Origin of the sequence: Paractinoplanes aksuensis (assembly GCF_024137025.1) — a bacterium.
Classification (GTDB): Bacteria; Actinomycetota; Actinomycetes; order Mycobacteriales; family Micromonosporaceae; genus Actinoplanes; species Actinoplanes aksuensis.
On sequence record NZ_JAMYJR010000024.1, the window covers coordinates 48,147 to 63,115 of the forward strand.

The 14,969-nt window shown below is 71.0% G+C and carries 16 protein-coding genes; 10 read left to right on the forward strand and 6 right to left on the reverse strand.

Annotation, left to right across the window (positions count from 1 at the left end; all coding sequences use genetic code 11):
* Positions 1 to 55 precede the first annotated feature (55 nt).
* Genes M1L60_RS22190 through M1L60_RS22200 form a run of 3 tightly spaced genes read left to right on the forward strand, consistent with a single transcriptional unit; the run spans position 56 to position 2,216 of the window.
* Positions 56 to 649, forward strand: a complete 594-nt coding sequence (locus M1L60_RS22190; RefSeq protein ID WP_253239388.1) for a hypothetical protein — start codon at positions 56 to 58, stop codon at positions 647 to 649.
* Complete coding sequence (locus M1L60_RS22195; protein ID WP_253239389.1) at positions 646 to 1,293, forward strand: bifunctional 4-hydroxy-2-oxoglutarate aldolase/2-dehydro-3-deoxy-phosphogluconate aldolase; 648 nt, start codon at positions 646 to 648, stop codon at positions 1,291 to 1,293. The genes M1L60_RS22190 and M1L60_RS22195 overlap by 4 nt, the downstream gene beginning before the upstream one ends.
* The gene (locus tag M1L60_RS22200) at positions 1,290 to 2,216 is read left to right on the forward strand and encodes a sugar kinase (protein WP_253239390.1); all 927 of its coding nucleotides are present in this window, start codon (positions 1,290 to 1,292) and stop codon (positions 2,214 to 2,216) included. Before M1L60_RS22195 ends, M1L60_RS22200 begins: the two co-directional genes overlap by 4 nt.
* A gap of 71 nt (positions 2,217 to 2,287) precedes the next feature.
* On the opposite strand, the gene M1L60_RS22205 is transcribed toward M1L60_RS22200, so the two are convergent.
* The 4 genes from M1L60_RS22205 to M1L60_RS22220 form a co-directional block, all read right to left on the reverse strand.
* Positions 2,288 to 2,542: a hypothetical protein gene (locus M1L60_RS22205; protein WP_253239391.1), complete on the reverse strand. Its 255-nt coding sequence runs from the start codon at positions 2,540 to 2,542 to the stop codon at positions 2,288 to 2,290.
* 43 nt (positions 2,543 to 2,585) lie between these two features.
* A complete protein-coding gene (locus M1L60_RS22210) occupies positions 2,586 to 3,731 on the reverse strand; it encodes an RNA polymerase sigma factor (protein ID WP_253239418.1) in 1,146 nt (381 codons plus the stop codon).
* A gap of 143 nt (positions 3,732 to 3,874) precedes the next feature.
* Positions 3,875 to 4,216: a YciI family protein gene (locus M1L60_RS22215; RefSeq protein ID WP_253239392.1), complete on the reverse strand. Its 342-nt coding sequence runs from the start codon at positions 4,214 to 4,216 to the stop codon at positions 3,875 to 3,877.
* 145 nt (positions 4,217 to 4,361) lie between these two features.
* On the reverse strand, positions 4,362 to 5,387 hold the full coding sequence (locus M1L60_RS22220) for a class I SAM-dependent methyltransferase (protein WP_253239393.1): 1,026 nt from the start codon (positions 5,385 to 5,387) through the stop codon (positions 4,362 to 4,364).
* An 83-nt stretch (positions 5,388 to 5,470) separates the two neighbouring features.
* Here M1L60_RS22220 and M1L60_RS22225 point away from each other — a divergent pair, with 83 nt between their 5' ends.
* From M1L60_RS22225 to M1L60_RS22235, 3 genes are all read left to right on the forward strand, one after another.
* Positions 5,471 to 6,376, forward strand: a complete 906-nt coding sequence (locus tag M1L60_RS22225; RefSeq protein ID WP_253239394.1) for an NADP-dependent oxidoreductase — start codon at positions 5,471 to 5,473, stop codon at positions 6,374 to 6,376.
* 180 nt (positions 6,377 to 6,556) lie between these two features.
* Positions 6,557 to 8,605: an N-acetylmuramoyl-L-alanine amidase gene (locus M1L60_RS22230; protein WP_253239395.1), complete on the forward strand. Its 2,049-nt coding sequence runs from the start codon at positions 6,557 to 6,559 to the stop codon at positions 8,603 to 8,605.
* A 40-nt stretch (positions 8,606 to 8,645) separates the two neighbouring features.
* Positions 8,646 to 9,011 carry a VOC family protein gene (locus M1L60_RS22235; RefSeq protein ID WP_253239396.1) on the forward strand — a complete coding sequence of 122 codons (366 nt, stop codon included), beginning with the start codon at positions 8,646 to 8,648 and terminating at the stop codon, positions 9,009 to 9,011.
* Here the strand turns inward: M1L60_RS22235 and M1L60_RS22240 are convergent.
* The gene (locus tag M1L60_RS22240) at positions 9,008 to 9,640 is read right to left on the reverse strand and encodes a TetR/AcrR family transcriptional regulator (RefSeq protein ID WP_253239397.1); all 633 of its coding nucleotides are present in this window, start codon (positions 9,638 to 9,640) and stop codon (positions 9,008 to 9,010) included. The two genes, M1L60_RS22235 and M1L60_RS22240, sit on opposite strands and share 4 nt — an antisense overlap.
* A gap of 56 nt (positions 9,641 to 9,696) precedes the next feature.
* Here M1L60_RS22240 and M1L60_RS22245 point away from each other — a divergent pair, with 56 nt between their 5' ends.
* The 4 genes from M1L60_RS22245 (at position 9,697) to M1L60_RS22260 (ending at position 13,224) form a co-directional block, all read left to right on the forward strand.
* Positions 9,697 to 11,247 (forward strand): CocE/NonD family hydrolase, encoded by a 1,551-nt coding sequence (locus tag M1L60_RS22245; protein WP_253239398.1) that lies wholly within the window; start codon positions 9,697 to 9,699, stop codon positions 11,245 to 11,247.
* Positions 11,248 to 11,304: 57 nt separating this feature from the next.
* Positions 11,305 to 11,451: a hypothetical protein gene (locus M1L60_RS22250; protein WP_253239399.1), complete on the forward strand. Its 147-nt coding sequence runs from the start codon at positions 11,305 to 11,307 to the stop codon at positions 11,449 to 11,451.
* 219 nt (positions 11,452 to 11,670) lie between these two features.
* Positions 11,671 to 12,402, forward strand: coding sequence for a hypothetical protein (locus M1L60_RS22255; RefSeq protein ID WP_253239400.1), 732 nt, complete (start codon positions 11,671 to 11,673; stop codon positions 12,400 to 12,402).
* A gap of 72 nt (positions 12,403 to 12,474) precedes the next feature.
* Entirely contained in the window at positions 12,475 to 13,224 is a 750-nt protein-coding gene (locus tag M1L60_RS22260; RefSeq protein WP_253239401.1) for a hypothetical protein, read from the forward strand.
* On the opposite strand, the gene M1L60_RS22265 is transcribed toward M1L60_RS22260, so the two are convergent.
* Positions 13,213 to 14,907 (reverse strand): glycoside hydrolase family 13 protein, encoded by a 1,695-nt coding sequence (locus M1L60_RS22265; protein WP_253239402.1) that lies wholly within the window; start codon positions 14,905 to 14,907, stop codon positions 13,213 to 13,215. The genes M1L60_RS22260 and M1L60_RS22265 overlap by 12 nt on opposite strands.
* Between the last annotated feature and the right edge of the window lie 62 nt (positions 14,908 to 14,969).

Genomic DNA, 14,969 nt, shown 5'->3' on the forward strand with positions numbered 1-14,969 from the left:
TCACGATCGGCGTGCGGGCTGCGCCGCCCGGGCGCGGCGTCGATACCGTTAGCGCGTGTCTGACATCCCGTGGTGGGGGCTCCCCCTCATCGCCGCCCTGTTCGCCCTGGCCGGAGCCGCAGCGGTACAGCTCGCGTCCGCTCGCAACGACTACCTGCGCAGCCGCCGGAAGCGCACCCGGAGGTGGTACGAGGAGCGCCGGGACGCGTATGTGTCCCTGTTGTCGGTCTTCGAGCGCGACACCTACCGGCTGCGGGCCGCGTACGACGCCGGTGAGAAGGCGGTGCCCGTCCTCACCTACATGGACGAGGTCGGCCCGGCCCTGATGCAGGTGCGGCTGCTGGCCTCGGGTCCGGTGCGCAGTGCTGCCTTGGCCGTACACGTGTTGCTGCAGAAGCTGCACGGCGAGATGAACCCGGCCGCCGTGGTCGGGGTCGAGCCGCAGATCCATTTCCGCGAGTTGCTGGCCCAGGTGCCGCTGGTCATGCAGCAGTTCGAGGCGGCCATCCGCGACGAGCTGGGGATCGAGACGGACCGGCCGGCCTCGTCGGCGCCGGTCGACGGCCGGTCGTGGCCCCGGTTGAGACGTCCCGCACGCACCGCACCCCTGGATGGCCGGGCCGAAGTGGGGCAGGATCTGAAAGCGTGACCGATGTGAGCGTTCCCCTCGACGCCGTGTCCGCCGCCGTGGTCGAAAGCGGGATCGTCGCGATCCTGCGCGCCCCCACGGCCGACTACTTCGCCGCCGTGGCCGAGGTGCTGGCCGAGAACGGCATCACGGCCCTCGAGGTGACGCTCACCTCGGCCGGGGCGCTCGACGCGCTGGCCGGCCTGCGCCGCCAGCTGCCGTCGTCGGTGGCGATCGGCGCCGGTACGGTGCTCACCGCCGACGACGCCAAGGCCGCGGTCGACGCGGGCGCCGAGTTCCTGGTGTCCCCGGTGCTCGACGCCGGCCTGGTCACCGCCTCGGCCGTCCCGTTCTTCCCCGGCACGTCCACCCCGACCGAGATGTACGCGGCCCACCAGGCCGGGGCGCCGCTGGTCAAGCTGTTCCCGGCGGCCGGGCTGGGTCCCGACTTCCTGCGCAACGTGCGGGCGCCGCTGCCCCGGATCAACGTCATGCCGACCGGCGGCATCAAGATCGAGGACATCGCCGACTGGCTGTTCGCGGGGGCCAAGTCGGTCGGGCTCGGCGGGCCGCTGGTCGGGGACGCGGTGGTCGGGGGCAGCCTGACCGCCCTGGCCGCCCGCGCCCGCCACGCGGTCAGCGCGGTCGCCTTCGCCCGCTCATGACGGGGCTGCTCACCTTCGGTGAGACCATGGGGCTGGTCGCGGCAGATGGCATCGGCCCGCTGGGGCACGCGAAAAGCTTTTCGTTCGGCATCGGCGGTGCCGAGAGCAATGTGGCGATGGGCGTCGCTCGTCTCGGCGGTGCGGCCACCTGGCTGGGCCGGGTCGGGCCCGACGCCACGGGCGCCCTGATCGGAGCCCGAATCGCCGCGGCCGGGGTGCGCACGCTGGCGATCACCGACGAGTCGTTCACCGGGTTGATGGTGCGCCACCGCCGGTCCGGCGAGTTCGCCCAGGTCGACTATCACCGGGCGGGCAGCGCGGGCTCGCGTCTCTCCCCCGCTGACGTCCCCGCGGCCGAGGTGACGGCCGCTTCGATCCTGCACGTGACGGGCATCACGCCGGCGTTGAGCGAGTCGGCCCGGGCCGCGGTCTTCCAGTCGATCGAGACGGCCCGCGCGGCCGGGGTCGCGGTGTCGCTCGACCTGAACTACCGGGCCAAGCTGTGGAGCCGCTACGACGCCGCACCCGTCCTGCGCGATCTGGCCTCCCGGGCCGACGTGGTCTTCGCGTCGCCGTCCGAGGCCGGGTTGTTCGTCGACACCGCCGACATCCCGGCCGAACTGGCCAAGCTGGGCCCGACCGAGGTGATCGTGAAGGACGGCGGCGCCGGCTGCATCGCCCTGATCGACGGCGAGCGCCACACAGTGCCGGCCCTGCCCGTCACGGTGATCGATCCGGTGGGCGCGGGTGACGCATTCGTCGCCGGCTACCTGGCCGACCGCCTGGCCGGGGCAGCTCCGCTCGAGCGGCTGACCACCGCCATCGCGTCCGGGGCGTTCGCGGTGACCGTGCCCGGCGACTGCGAGGGCGCACCCACCCGGGCCGATCTGGCCGCCCTGACGGGCGACGACGTCCGCCGCTGAGCCGCGCTCTCCGCGTCGACCGATCTCGCCGGACCCGGACCGCGGGCCGGCAAGACGGAGAACGACCGGTCTCAGGCGCGGTTGCCCTCGCGGGCCAGGCGCTTGCGTTCGCGCTGTTCGCGGGTGTAGCGCTTGCGGTTCTCGAGGTCGCGCTTCCACTGCTCGCGGGCGCCCTCGTCACAACCCTGGACGGCGTTCTTGGTCTGGGCCGGGCCGATCATCGACCGGAACCACATGTCGTCGAACGTCTCGTGCAGCCACTGCCGGAAGCGGCCGCGGCCCTCGGCGTCCTTCGTCATGATCGTCGCCCCCTCGTTCGTTGCCACACCAATAATTTGTACCCCAACTATCGGTAGGGCGCCAGCCGGACTAAAGGTTCCGGCGCCGGACGTGCAGGAAGTCACGCTCGACCTCATTGTCGGTCAGGGTCAGGGCCTCGTCGTAGGCGGCCGCGGCCTCGGTCCGGCGGCCCAGGCGGCGCAGGAAGCCGGCCCGGGCGGCGGCGAGATACGCGTACGTGGCGAGCGCCGGCTCGGCCGTCAGCGGCGCCAGCGCGTCCAGCCCGGCCTGCGGACCGTCCCGGAAGCCGACGGCCACGGCCCGGTTGAGGGCCACGACGGGCGAGCCGGCGGTCAGCCGCAGCAGTACGTCGTAGAGCCCGATGATCTCGGCCCAGTCGGTCCGCTCCCAGGACGGGGCCTCGGCGTGCACGGCGGCGATCGCGGCCTCGACGGCGAAGCGCGTCGGCGGCTCCCGGCGCAGCGCATCGGTCAGCAGGGCCACTCCCTCGGCGATCTGCGCGTGGTTCCAGAGGCTGCGGTCCTGGTCGGGCAGCAGCACCAGACCACCCGGTCCGACCCGGGCCGCCGACCGGGCGTCGGTGACCAGCAGCAGGGCCAGCAGGGCGGTGACCGCGGCCACGCGGGGCATCAGCCGGTGCAGGGTGCGGGCCAGGTGGATCGCGCTTGCCGTGAGGTCGTCGCGGATCAGGGCCGGGCCGGCGGGAGCCGTGTGCCCGGTAGTGAACAGCAGGTGCACCACCTCGAGGACGGAATCGAGGCGGGCGCCCATCTCGTCCGGGTCGGGGGTCCGGTACGGGATGCGGGCGGTGGCGATCTTCTTCTTGGCCCGGGTCAGGCGCGCGGCCATCGTGGACTCCGGCACCAGGAACGCGCGGGCCACCTCGTACGTGGAAAGCCCGCACACAAGGCGGGCCGTGAGCGCGACCTGGGCCTCGCGGGACAGGGCCGGATGGCAGCACGTGAAGATCAGGCGCAGGCGGTCGTCGCCCGGGTTGTCGCCCTCGGTGATCAACAGGGGCAGCCGGCGGCGGAAGGCGGCCTGGCGCCGTATCTCATCGAGCGCACGGTTGCGGGCCACCCGGGTCAGCCACGCCCCGGGCCGAGCCGGCACCCCGTCACGCGCCCAAACGACCAGGGCCTGGGCGTACGCGTCCTGGGTGCACTCCTCGGCCCGGTCGAGATCCCGCGTGACCCGCGCGGTGGTCGCCAGCACCTGAGCCCAGTCACGACGGTGCGCCTCAGCCACCGCCACGACGACCTCGTCCGACGGCCGGCCGCCCTCTGGAAGCTCGTCCGACGACCGGCCGCCGCCGGGAAACTCATCGCGCGGCCGGTCGCCGTCGGGGAGGTCGGGCGTCATTCGTGGTCGATGACCGGGCGGATCTCGACGCCGCTGTGGGCGGCCCGCACCTCGGGCAGCAGCTTGGCCAGGCCCAGCACCTCGTCGAGGTCGGTCGCCTCGATCATGTAGAAGCCGCCCAGCGCCTCTTTCGTCTCGAGGAACGGCCCGTCGAGCGTGCCCGTCGAGCGCAGCGTCGTGGCCGTCGGCGACGGCTCCAACTGCTGGCCGCCGAGCACGCGGTCGCCGGCCGCGGCCCGGAACTCAGCGTGCGCGGCGTCGTGGGCCCGCCACTGCTCGTCGGTCATCGCCTCCCACTGTGCGGAGTCGCCGTAGATCAACAGGGTGTACTTCGGCATGTCGGATCCCTTCCGCTTGTCACTGTCATTCCACCGACGAACCTCGCCGACCGGAAATCGACAGCCCGGCCAAATTTCTCAACAAGCGGTTCGGCCGGCACCGGCAGCCTGTCGGCGCGAGCGGGCTACCAGCGCGGGCGGCTGGTCAGCGCAGGCGGTAGAAGCGCCAGAAGTCGTTCGGGATGTCGAGGACCTCGGAGTTCTCGTAGCCGGCCGTTCGCGCCCAGGCCAGCAGGGTCGAGGCGCGCAGAATCGTGCCGTTGGCGATCACCGGGTCCTCGGCGCGGGTGGCCGGCAGGCAGTGGAGCACGCTGAACGCGTACTGAAGCCGTTCGATCTCATCGGCGGGCGCGGTGAACTCGTCGGCCACGCGTTCGTCGCCGATGAAGACGCTGCCGCCGGGCGCGAGCCGGGGTCGGACGGCCCGCAGCACGCCGACCGGGTCGCCCATGTCGTGCAGCGCCTCGAAGATCGTCACCAGGTCGTACTCTCCGTCGATCCGAGCGGCATCGCCCAGCGTGAAGGTCACCCGGTCGGCGACACCGGCCGTGGCCGCGGCCGCCCGCGCCTCCGTGATCGAGGCCTCGTCCAGATCGATTCCCCGTACGGTGATCGCCGGGTAGGCCCGGGCCAGGGCCACCGACGACTGCCCGGCGCCGCAGCCCAGGTCGAGCACGCGCGCGCCCGGAGCCGCCCGCAGTCGCGTTTCCACCTCGGGCAGGGCCGGCAGCCATTCCGTGGTGAGCAACTGCTCGAACATCGGCCGGTTGAACGCCGCGATGCCGTGCCGGATGTGCTGCCCGTACTCGGCGTACGAAATGCCCGCCCCGGTGCGGAACGCCTCGACCACCCGCGGGAAGACCAGCCCCAGCCCGACGGTGAACTCCCCCGGCCCGCCCTCGTCCAGCAGCACCTCGGCCGCCCCGCCGGCCAGCGCGAATTCGTCGCCGTCGACGGTCAGGAAGCCGGCCGCGGCTTGCTGCTCCAGCCACTCCCGGGCGTACCGCTCGTCGATCCCGGCGTTCTTGGCCAGCTCGGCCGGGCCCGACGGCCGGTCCCGCAACGCCGCGTACAGTCCCAGTTCCCGTCCGAGCTCGACAGTGAACAGTTCGGTCGCGCCGATCAACGCGGTCAGCAGCCGCTCGCTCAATTTCTGCGCATCAGTAGTCATGCCCATCACGGTCGGGCCCGTCGCGTGCAGCCCGCGTGCAGCGCCCTTGACCTCAACCTGAGTTCAGCTTGCAGACTCGCGGCATGAGAGCTGCCGTGTTCGACCGGTTCGGTCCGCCCGAGGTGCTGCACGTCGTCCACGTGCCCGATCCGCGGCCCGGCCCGGGCGAGGTGCGGGTCCGGGTGCTGGCGGCCGGCGTCCAGCCGTTCGACGTCGCCGTCCGCGCTGGCGAGATGCCCTGGGCCAAGATCCAGTTCCCGCAGACCCTGGGCCAGGAGTACGCCGGCCTGATCGACGCCGTCGGCGAGGGCGTCGACGACTTCGTTCCCGGCGACCCCGTGCTCGGCTCGACGATGCTCAACGGCGCGGCCGAGCTGCTGTGCGTCGCCGCCGAAAACGTGGTCCGCAAGCCGGCCGCCCTCGACTTCCCCACCGCGGCCGCCCTGGTCGCCGCATCCCAGACCGCGAGCGGCTCCCTGCTCGAACTGGGCGTCGGCGAGGGCGACGTCCTGCTCATGCACGCGGCCGCCGGCAGCGTCGGCACGGTCGCGACCCAACTGGCCCGCCGGGCCGGCGCCACCGTGATCGGAACGGCTAGCCTGCGCAACCACGACCGCCTGCGCCGCCAGGGCGCGATCCCCGTGACGTACGGCCAAGATCTGATCCAGGACGTACGCGACCTGGGCCTGCAGCCGACGGCCGCCCTGGACGCCGCCGGCGGCGAGGCGATCGCCCAGTCGGTCGAGCTGGGCATCCCCCTCGACCGCATCGGCACCATCGTCGACGACAAGGCCGCCGCCGACCACGGCACCCGAGTAGTCCGAGCCGGCCGCGACCCGAAACGCCTGGCCGCGGTGATCGACCTGGCCGCCCGGGGCGAGGTTGTCATACCGGTGCAGCCGTTCCCCTTGGACGAGATCGTCGAAGCCCATCGCACGGTCGAGTCGCGCCACAGCGATGGCAAGGTCGTGCTCCTGATCGCCTCGTGACCGTCCGGCGGAGGCCCGCTGGTACGTGCCGATCGTCATCGCGCCACTCATCGGAGCGCCCGGCGAGCAAGCGGAACACGCCGGACGTTCGGCCAGACTGTCGCGATTTTCGACCGATTTGCCAGGCTTATTAGTCGTTGCCGGGACGGGCGGGATTGACGGCGGCAAGGTGGCTCGTGATTGAGCAAGTGGATCACGGGGGTGGACGTGCACGGCAATCGGACGATTTCTCGCGCCTCGGTGGCGCTCCTGACGCTGGTGGCGGGGGTCGGCAGTGGGCCGGCTCAGGCCCGGGACCAGCGGCCGGCCGGGACGGCTCTCCAGACGGTGGCGCTGACCGGCACCGTCACGCGGGAGGCGATCCGGCCGTTCAGCCTGATCGGAGCGACCTGGGCCGACCCGGCCGCGCGGGTGGACGGGACCGTCGAGGTGCGGACCCGCGCGATGGGCACGGGACGGTGGTCGTCGTGGCAGACGCTCGAGACGGATGGTGGCGCTCCCGGTGATGTACGGGGCGCGTCGGACCCGCTCTGGGTCGGGCCTTCGGACGCCGTCGAGGCCCGCGTGAACGGCGCCCGGAGCCCGCTGCCCGCCGACCTCCGCATGGATCTGATCAACCCGGAGGCCGTGGAACCGGTCGCCCCCAGGCACGCTCCGAACCCGCGAAGCACCGGCAGCGGCGACTTCGCGCGCAAGTCGGCACGGCTGGAGAAGGCGACCGTGCCGCTGCCGGCGAGGCCGATTCCGCGGCTCGTGACGCGGGTGGGATGGCGGGCCAACGAGGCCATCGTCAAGGGGGTGCCTGAGTACACCGGGCCCACCCAGGTGTTCTTCGTGCACCACACGGCGACCGGCAACGGCTACAGCTGTGCGCAGTCGGCCAGCATCGTGCGGGGGATCCAGGCCTATCAGGTGCGCAGCCGGGGCTGGGACGACGTCGGCTACAACTTCCTCATCGACAAGTGCGGGACCGTCTTCGAGGGGCGCCGGGGCGGGGTCGCCCGCACCGTGCTGGGGGCGCACACCCTCGGTTTCAACGCGGAGGCCAGCTCCATCGCCGTGATCGGGTCCTACGGCGGGCGGGCGGTCTCGACGCGGGTCCGCACAGTGATTGCGGCCATGGCCGCTTACAAGCTGGGTGCGTACGGGAATCCGCCCAACGGTCGGGTCGTGCTCACCTCCGGCGGAAGTCCGCGGTTCCCGCTGGGCCGCAAGGTTCCGCTGTTCCGGATCTCGGGGCATCGGGACGCGGGGCAAACGGCCTGCCCGGGCAACGCCCTCTACGCGCAGTTGCCGTCGATCCGGGCCATCGCGGGCGCGGCGCCGACGGGGCTGCGGATGATCGGCATGGGCGGGTCGGCCCGGGCCGGGCGCTGGTACTTCACCAAGGGGCTGATCCAGCCGGCGTGGGCCGTGAACACTCCGCTCGGGTTGATCAGCCGGTTCGAGGTGTGGGTGGACGGCGTGTTGCGGGTCGCCACGCCGGCCGGGAAGCGTTCGGCGCCGATCCGGTTGATGCCGGGCGGGCACACCGTCACCGTGCGGGCGATGCACCTGTCGGGGCGGTCGACGACCGTGAACAGCCGGGTCTTCGCCGACACGAGCGCGCCGGTGTTCAGCCGGGAGCCGGATCTGGCGCTGCGGCCGGGCACTGTCAACCTGGGCGCCGTGCCGATGCACCTCGACTGGACCGTGCGGGACAACGCCAGCCTGGGGTCGGTGCGCCTCACCCGGCCGGCGACAGTGAACCTGGGGGTCACCGCGCGCACCCGCAACGTCGGCGCGGCGGCGAACCGGCCGGCCACGTTCACCGTGCGGGCCACCGACCGGGCCTTCAACTTCGTGAGTGCTTCCGTCACCCGTACGCCGGTGGTGGTCTCCGAATCGGCCGCCCAGCGCAGTGGGGCGTGGCGTCCGCTGCGCCACAGCACGTATCTCGGTGGCACGGCGGTCGGCGGCAGTGTCCGCGGGGCGAGCGCGTCGTGGCGGTTCAGTGGCAGCTCGGCCGCGCTGGTGCTGAGCCGGGGCCCGAACGCCGGGCGGGTCGCGGTGCTGCTCGACGGCCGGCCCCAGGGCACGATCGATCTGCGCTCGACCCGGTCGCTGCCCCGCCAGGTGGTGTGGTCACGCTGGTGGCCGCAGAGCGGCGAGCACACCGTACGGGTGGTGGTCGAAGGCACGAAGGGCCGGCCGGGCGTGGCTCTGGACGGGCTGGTGTATCTGAAGTAACTGACAGCAGATGTCAGTCTTTGCGGGAAGGATCGCGTCCATGAGTGGATTCGCAACCCTGGCGATGATCAATCTGGACGCGTCCGACCCGGCGGCGCAGGCCCGCTTCTACGCCGGCGTGCTCGGCTGGGAGGTCCTGCACAGCCGGGACGAGTACGCGATGATCGGCGACGGCTCGACGAGCATCGGTTTCGGGCAGGTGCCCGGCTACTCGGCGCCCGGCTGGCCCAAGGAGAGCGCACCCAAGCGCTATCACCTCGACTTCTACGTCGACGACCTCGAGAAGGGCGAGCAGCAGGCGCTGGCCCTGGGCGCGACCAAGCCGGACGAGCAGCCCACGCCCGACCGCTGGCGGGTGCTGCTCGACCCGGAAGGTCACCCGTTCGACATCTGCCTCAAGAGTTAGGAATCCAGGGCCTGCGTCACCAGGCCCGTGATGGTCCAGGCGGCGAGCCGGTCGAAGTCCGGCTCGGCGCCCTGGCCACCCTCGGCGAGGACGGACGCCAGCTGCGGGAAGTCCCCGGTGGCGACCGCCTCGCCGATCAGCGCGACCTGCTCCGGCACCGGCGCCGATCCGGCCAGCTCGGCCGTGACGAAGGTGGCCACGAGACCGGTGACCAGCGCGATGATCTCGAGCTTGACCGCGCCGGAGAGGCCGGTCGGTTCGAGGGCGGCCAGACCCTCTTCCAGGTACGCGAGCATGTTGCGCCCGGTGAGCCGCCGGTTGGGCAGGGCCGCGGGCAGCCACCGGTGGGCCAGCATCAGTGAGCGCTGAGATGCCGCTACAGCGAGCAGATCCGTACGCCAGTCGCCGGTGAGCACGACGAGCGTCCGGGTGCCGCCGACCCGGTCGACCATGAGGTCGACGAGGCGGTCCTTGTCCGGCACGTACGTGTAGAGCGACATCGCGCCCGCCCCGATCTGCTGGGCGATCCGGCGCATCGTGACCGCACCCAGCCCTTCGGTGTCGGCGATGCCGATCGCAGCCGCCACGACCTGGTCGACCGTGTGCGCGGGCGGACGTCCGCGAGCCATCGATGCCTCCTGCTACTATTTCTGGTACGACGTACGAGAATTGCGGGGGTGGACCCATGCGAAGACTGCCACTGTCCCTCCGACTCCTGAGCCGCCGGGCCCCCGGGCCCTACTCCGTCCAGCGCGAACTGGCTGTGCCCGTGCCCGCCGCCGACGGAGTTCCGCTGCTCACCGACCACTACGCGCCGGTCGGCGGTGATCCATGCCCGACGGTGCTCATCCGGGCCCCGTACCTCAGAAGCGGTTTTCCCTGGAACTTGATCTATGGAGTCCGGTTCGCCGAGCAAGGCTTCCACGTGCTGCTGCAGAGCTCGCGCGGCACCCTCGGCTCGGGCGGCACGTTCCACATGTGGAAGAACGAGACGGCCGACGGCGTGGCCACCGTGGAGTGGCTGCGCAAGCAGACCTGGTTCAGTGGCGAGCTCTACACGGTCGGGGCCAGCTACATGGCATACACGCAGGCCGCCCTGGCCGTCGACCCACCGCCGGAGTGGCGCGGCGCGGTGATGCAGATGGGCTTCACCGACGGGCACGACTTCTTCTGGGCCGGCGGCGCCTTCGGGCTGGAACGGGCGCTGGTCGGCGGGCTCGGCCTCAAGCAGGGCGGGGCCACCTCGGGCGAGATGCTGCGCGGCGCGATCGGCATGAAGTTCCGGCTGAGCCGGGCCGTGCTCGGACTGCCACTCCTCGACGCCTATCCGTCGCTGTTCGGGGGACGGCGGCCGGCGTTCGAGGAGTGGCTCGCTCACTCCGAACGGTCGTACTGGGCCGGGGCGAACGTGGCCGAGGCCGCCGGCACGATGGAGGTGCCGGTCAGCCTGGCCCTCGGCTGGTGGGATCTCAGCATCAACCAGGTGCTCGACCAGTACGCCCGGCTGCGCGCCGCGGACCGCGACGTCGACCTGCTGATCGGCCCCTGGACGCACACGTCCGCTCTCGAGAAGGGCTGGACCGAGGTTTTCGGCCAGGCGATGCGCCGGCTGCGCGGCGAGCCTCCGGCCTGTCGCGTACGGATTCACGTCGGCGGCACCGACGAGTGGCGCGACCTGCCGGACTGGCCGCCACCGGACGCACGCACCGAACGCCTGCGGCTCGACTCGTTCACCGCCGACCGGGGCTGGAGCTTCCGCTACGACCCCACCGACCCGACCCCGTCGATCGGCGGCCCGCTGCAGTCGCCGACCCAGGGCCAGGTCGACAACGCCCCACTGGAGAAACGGGCCGACGTGCTGCTGTTCACCAGCGACCCGGTCGAACGCCCGCTGACCCTGATGGGCCCGGTGCGAGCCGAAGTGGCCGCCTCGACCACGGCGGCCAGCGCGGACGTCTTCGTCCGGCTGTGCGACGTGGACCCGGCCGGGCGCTCGCTCAACGTCTGCGACGGCCTGACCCGCTTCACCACGGACGGCCCGGTCGTCGTCGACATGGGACACACGGCGCACGTGTTCCGCCCCGGCCATCGGCTGCGGCTGCAGGTGAGCGGGGGCGCGCATCCCCGGTTCCTGCGCAACTACGGCACGGACGAACCCCCGGGCCCCGCCACCGCGCTCACCCCCACCCGGACGACGATCGGCGCCGACTCGGAGTTCATGTTGACCTTGGTTTAGCGCGCCGCGCGGTGAGGGTAATGGCTGCGCCGCCACCCCCACTATCGAGGAGCTTCCATGCCGATCCCGGGCATTTTCTATCTGATCGCGGTCATCCTGCTCGTGCTGGCCGCGCTGCCGATCTCGTCCCGCGGCGTCAGCCTGGCCCTGCTGGGCGCGGCTTTCGCCCTGCTCGGCTACTCCTGGGACACCATCACCGGCTGACCCCCGCGGCGGGCCGGGCCGTTGCCGCGGCCCGGCCCGCCGCGCGTTTCGCGGGCCAAGATCGGAATCGGGCTGCGTTGCCCCCATCCCGAACCCCCTCCCTCCCGGGGCAGGGAGACCCTACGATTTTTTGGGCGCGGGGCGCTGAGGGGCTGTGGATAACTCGAATCGGCGGTGTGCTCTCATGGTGCGCCCCACCGCGAGAAAGACTCATCCACCGTGCCGATCCGTACTCTCCGGTCCCTGGTGGCCGCCGCGCTCACCGTGAGCCTGGCCGCCTGCTCGACTCCGCCCCGGACGACTTCCGCCAGCCCGGCCCCCAGCACTTCGTCGCCCTCGCCGGCCCCGACGCCGACGGTGGTGCGCCACACCCAGAAGCGGATGTCGCCGTACTCCACGACTCCGTTCGTGGGCGAGCCGGTGATCAGCCAGGACGTCACCCAGCGCTTCGGCGATGCCCGGGCCGTCCAGACGTACGAGAGCGTCGTCGCCTACATGCGGGCCGAGAGCCTCGACATGGACCGGCTGCGGTCGAAGCGCAAGTACGCCGAGTCGGACTTCGCCTCGGCCGGCCGGCCGATGATTCCGCCGACGCGGGAGTACTGGCGTAAGAAGGTCAGCCAGGCGCTGAAGGGGAGCGACCAGGCAGCCGCGGCAGTCCGGAAATTGGCCTTCTGGAACATGGAGACCGATGGGTTCAAGTTCACGCCGGCGGGGCCGCCCGTGGTCGACGAGCGGGTCGATCAGGCGAAGCTGACCATCGACAAGGACTACAACTGGCTGTCGATCAGCGTCACCTACAGCGCGTGGCTTCGCCTGACGCGCGCCAAGGTGGCCTATCGGCAGCCGATCGGCAAGCAGATGACTTTCGTGGTGATTCCCGGCGCCAAGAGCTGGCTCCTGATCAGCTACTCGGGCACGTGGAACATCGGCAACGTCATGTACGAGTGAGGCCTGCGGACCGCTCCGACACGGGATGTGCTCTCATAGTGCGCCCCCCATCGCGAGAAAGACTCACGCCTCATGGCATTTCGCACTGTCCGATTTAGACTCCTGGCCACCGCAGCGCTGGTGCTGAGCCTGGCCGCCTGCTCGTCGCCCGAGGTGGCCACCGCCCAGCCGGCGCCGAGCGCATCCTCGTCCCCCAGTATCAGCCCCTCCCCCTCGCCGACCACGTTCGGGCCGCAGAAGCTGGCGCGGAAGCTGGCGCCCTACTCGACGACGGCCGCGATCGCGGAACCGGTGATCGGCAAGGACGTGGTGAAGCACGTCGGGAAAGCTCGCGCCCTCGACATGTACGCCAAGGTCGTCGCGTACGTGCGGGCCGAGAGCTTCAAGATGGAGCGGCTGCGGCCGAAAGCGAAGTACACCCTCGCCGACTTCGCCTCGGCCGAGCGGCTGCTCTCGCGGGACGAGAAGGCGTCCTGGCGCAAGCTGGTCCGCGCGGCCTTGGCGGGCAAGAAGACCGAGACCGGCCGCCTGCGGTTCAAGGCCTTGTGGAACCTGAAGGACGGCGGCTACACATTCGGGCCGGCTGGGCCGTACGTCGTCGATGAGCAGATCGGCTCGCCTGTCATGTTCCTGGACAAGGAGTCGGGTCTGCTCGAGATCAACATGACGTACAGCGCCAGCCTGCGCATGGTCCGCGACGGGGTCGTCCATCGGCGCCCGCTCATCAAGCGAGTGACCATCGACGTCGCCCCGGCCGGGAAGGGGTTCGTCATCGAGGATCACTACGGCCAACTGTCGTACGAGGACGCGCTACCCGAGTGAGCGCTTGTAGATGACGGCCTGCCAGGGGGCCAGGGTCCAGTCCTCGGGCGCCTCCGGCAGGTTGGTCAGCAGAAGGTCGGCGCCGGACCAGGCTTCGTCCACTTCGGCTCGTACGGAATCGCCCGAGAAGTTGCCGATCACCAGCAGTTCGGTGTTGTCGAGGCGGCGGGTGTACGCGTACAGCTGCTCGTGGTTGGGCAGCAGCATCGTGAAGTCGCCGTCGACCACGGCCGGCTCGGTGTGCCGCAGGTCGGCCAGTTTGCGGTAGTAGTGGTAGACCGAGTCGGGGTCGGCCCGGGCCGCCTCGGCGTTGATCTCGGGGTAGTTCGGGTTGGCCGCGAGCCACGGCGTGCCCGTCGTGAAACCGGCGTGGGCCGTCGCGTTCCACTGCATGGGCGTACGGGCGTTGTCGCGCCCCCGAGCCCGGAGCACTGTCAGCACCTCGTCGGGGGACCGGCCTTCCAGGTCGACGGCCTGCGCGTACTGCCCGAGAGCCTCGATGTCACGGAACTCGTCGATCGTCCGGAACGGGTAGTTGGTCATGCCGAGCTCTTCGCCCTGATAGATGTACGGCGTGCCGCGGTGCAGGTGCAGCACCGTGCCCAGCATCTTGGCCGACGCCACCCGGTACGCGGCACTGTCGTCGCCGTAGCGGGAGACGGCCCGCGGCTGGTCGTGGTTGTTCCAGTAGAGGCTGTTCCAGCCCACTTCGGCCAGCCCGGCCTGCCACCGGTTGAAGATCGCCTTCAGGTTGGTCAGCTGCAGCGGCATCAGCAGCCACGGATCGTCACCGCGGTCGGCCCACACGTGGTCGAACTGGAACACCATGTCGACCTCACCCCGCGCGGGGTCGGTGAACAGCTTCGCCTCGTCGACGGTGACGCCGGGCATCTCGCCCACGGTCAGCATCGCGTCGCGGCCGGCGAACACCTCGCGGTGCATCTCTTGCAGGAACTCGTGGATGCGCGGGCCGTTGATGAAGCCGGCCGAGCCGTCCCCGTAGAGCGAGCCCGCGGTGAGGCGTCCGTCGGGCAGCGGCACCACTTTGGAGATCATGTTGATGACGTCCATCCGGAAGCCGTCGATGCCCCGGTCGAGCCACCAGTTCATCATCTCGTAGACCGCGGACCGGACCTCGGGATTCTCCCAGTTGAGGTCGGGCTGCTTCTTCGAGAACAGGTGCAGGTAGTACTCGCCGGTCTTCTCGTCGAGCTCCCAGGCCGACCCGCCGAAGACCGAGCCCCAGTTGGTCGGCTCGGCGCCGGGCGTGCCGGGCTCGAGCCCCTCGCGGGCGGGCTGCCACCAGTACCAGTCACGCTTCGGGCTGTCCTTGCCGGCCCGGCTCTCGAGGAACCACTTGTGCTCGTCGGAGCTGTGGTTGACGACCAGGTCCATGATCAGCTTCATGCCGCGGGCGTGCACCCCGGCCAGCAACTCGTCGAAGATCTCGAGGGTGCCGAAGACCGGCTCGATGTCCTGGTAGTCGCTGATGTCGTAGCCGTTGTCGTCCTGGGGCGACGGGTAGATCGGCGACAGCCAGATCACGTCGACGCCGAGGCCGGCCAAATGATCCAGGTGGTCGATGATGCCGCGCAGGTCGCCCATGCCGTCGCCGTCGGCGTCGGCGAAGCTGCGCGGGTAGATCTGGTAAACAACCGCACTCTTCCACCAGAGATCCGTCATGGGTCTTCTCTAACACGAGAACGCCGGATCAAACCGCTGGGCATACTAAGCACGTGTTAACT

Bases quoted from the DNA above. Each gene is read 5' to 3' on its own strand.
- M1L60_RS22235 (WP_253239396.1), top strand. From the start codon at position 8,646: ATGAGTGGATTCGCAACCCTGGCGATGATCAATCTGGACGCGTCCGAC.
- M1L60_RS22225 (WP_253239394.1), top strand. From the start codon at position 5,471: ATGAGAGCTGCCGTGTTCGACCGGTTCGGTCCGCCCGAGGTGCTGCAC.
- M1L60_RS22220 (WP_253239393.1), bottom strand. From the start codon at position 5,387: ATGACTACTGATGCGCAGAAATTGAGCGAGCGGCTGCTGACCGCGTTG.
- M1L60_RS22245 (WP_253239398.1), top strand. From the start codon at position 9,697: ATGCGAAGACTGCCACTGTCCCTCCGACTCCTGAGCCGCCGGGCCCCC.
- M1L60_RS22265 (WP_253239402.1), bottom strand. From the start codon at position 14,907: ATGACGGATCTCTGGTGGAAGAGTGCGGTTGTTTACCAGATCTACCCG.
- M1L60_RS22240 (WP_253239397.1), bottom strand. From the start codon at position 9,640: ATGGCTCGCGGACGTCCGCCCGCGCACACGGTCGACCAGGTCGTGGCG.
- M1L60_RS22250 (WP_253239399.1), top strand. From the start codon at position 11,305: ATGCCGATCCCGGGCATTTTCTATCTGATCGCGGTCATCCTGCTCGTG.
- M1L60_RS22260 (WP_253239401.1), top strand. From the start codon at position 12,475: ATGGCATTTCGCACTGTCCGATTTAGACTCCTGGCCACCGCAGCGCTG.
- M1L60_RS22215 (WP_253239392.1), bottom strand. From the start codon at position 4,216: ATGCCGAAGTACACCCTGTTGATCTACGGCGACTCCGCACAGTGGGAG.
- M1L60_RS22200 (WP_253239390.1), top strand. From the start codon at position 1,290: ATGACGGGGCTGCTCACCTTCGGTGAGACCATGGGGCTGGTCGCGGCA.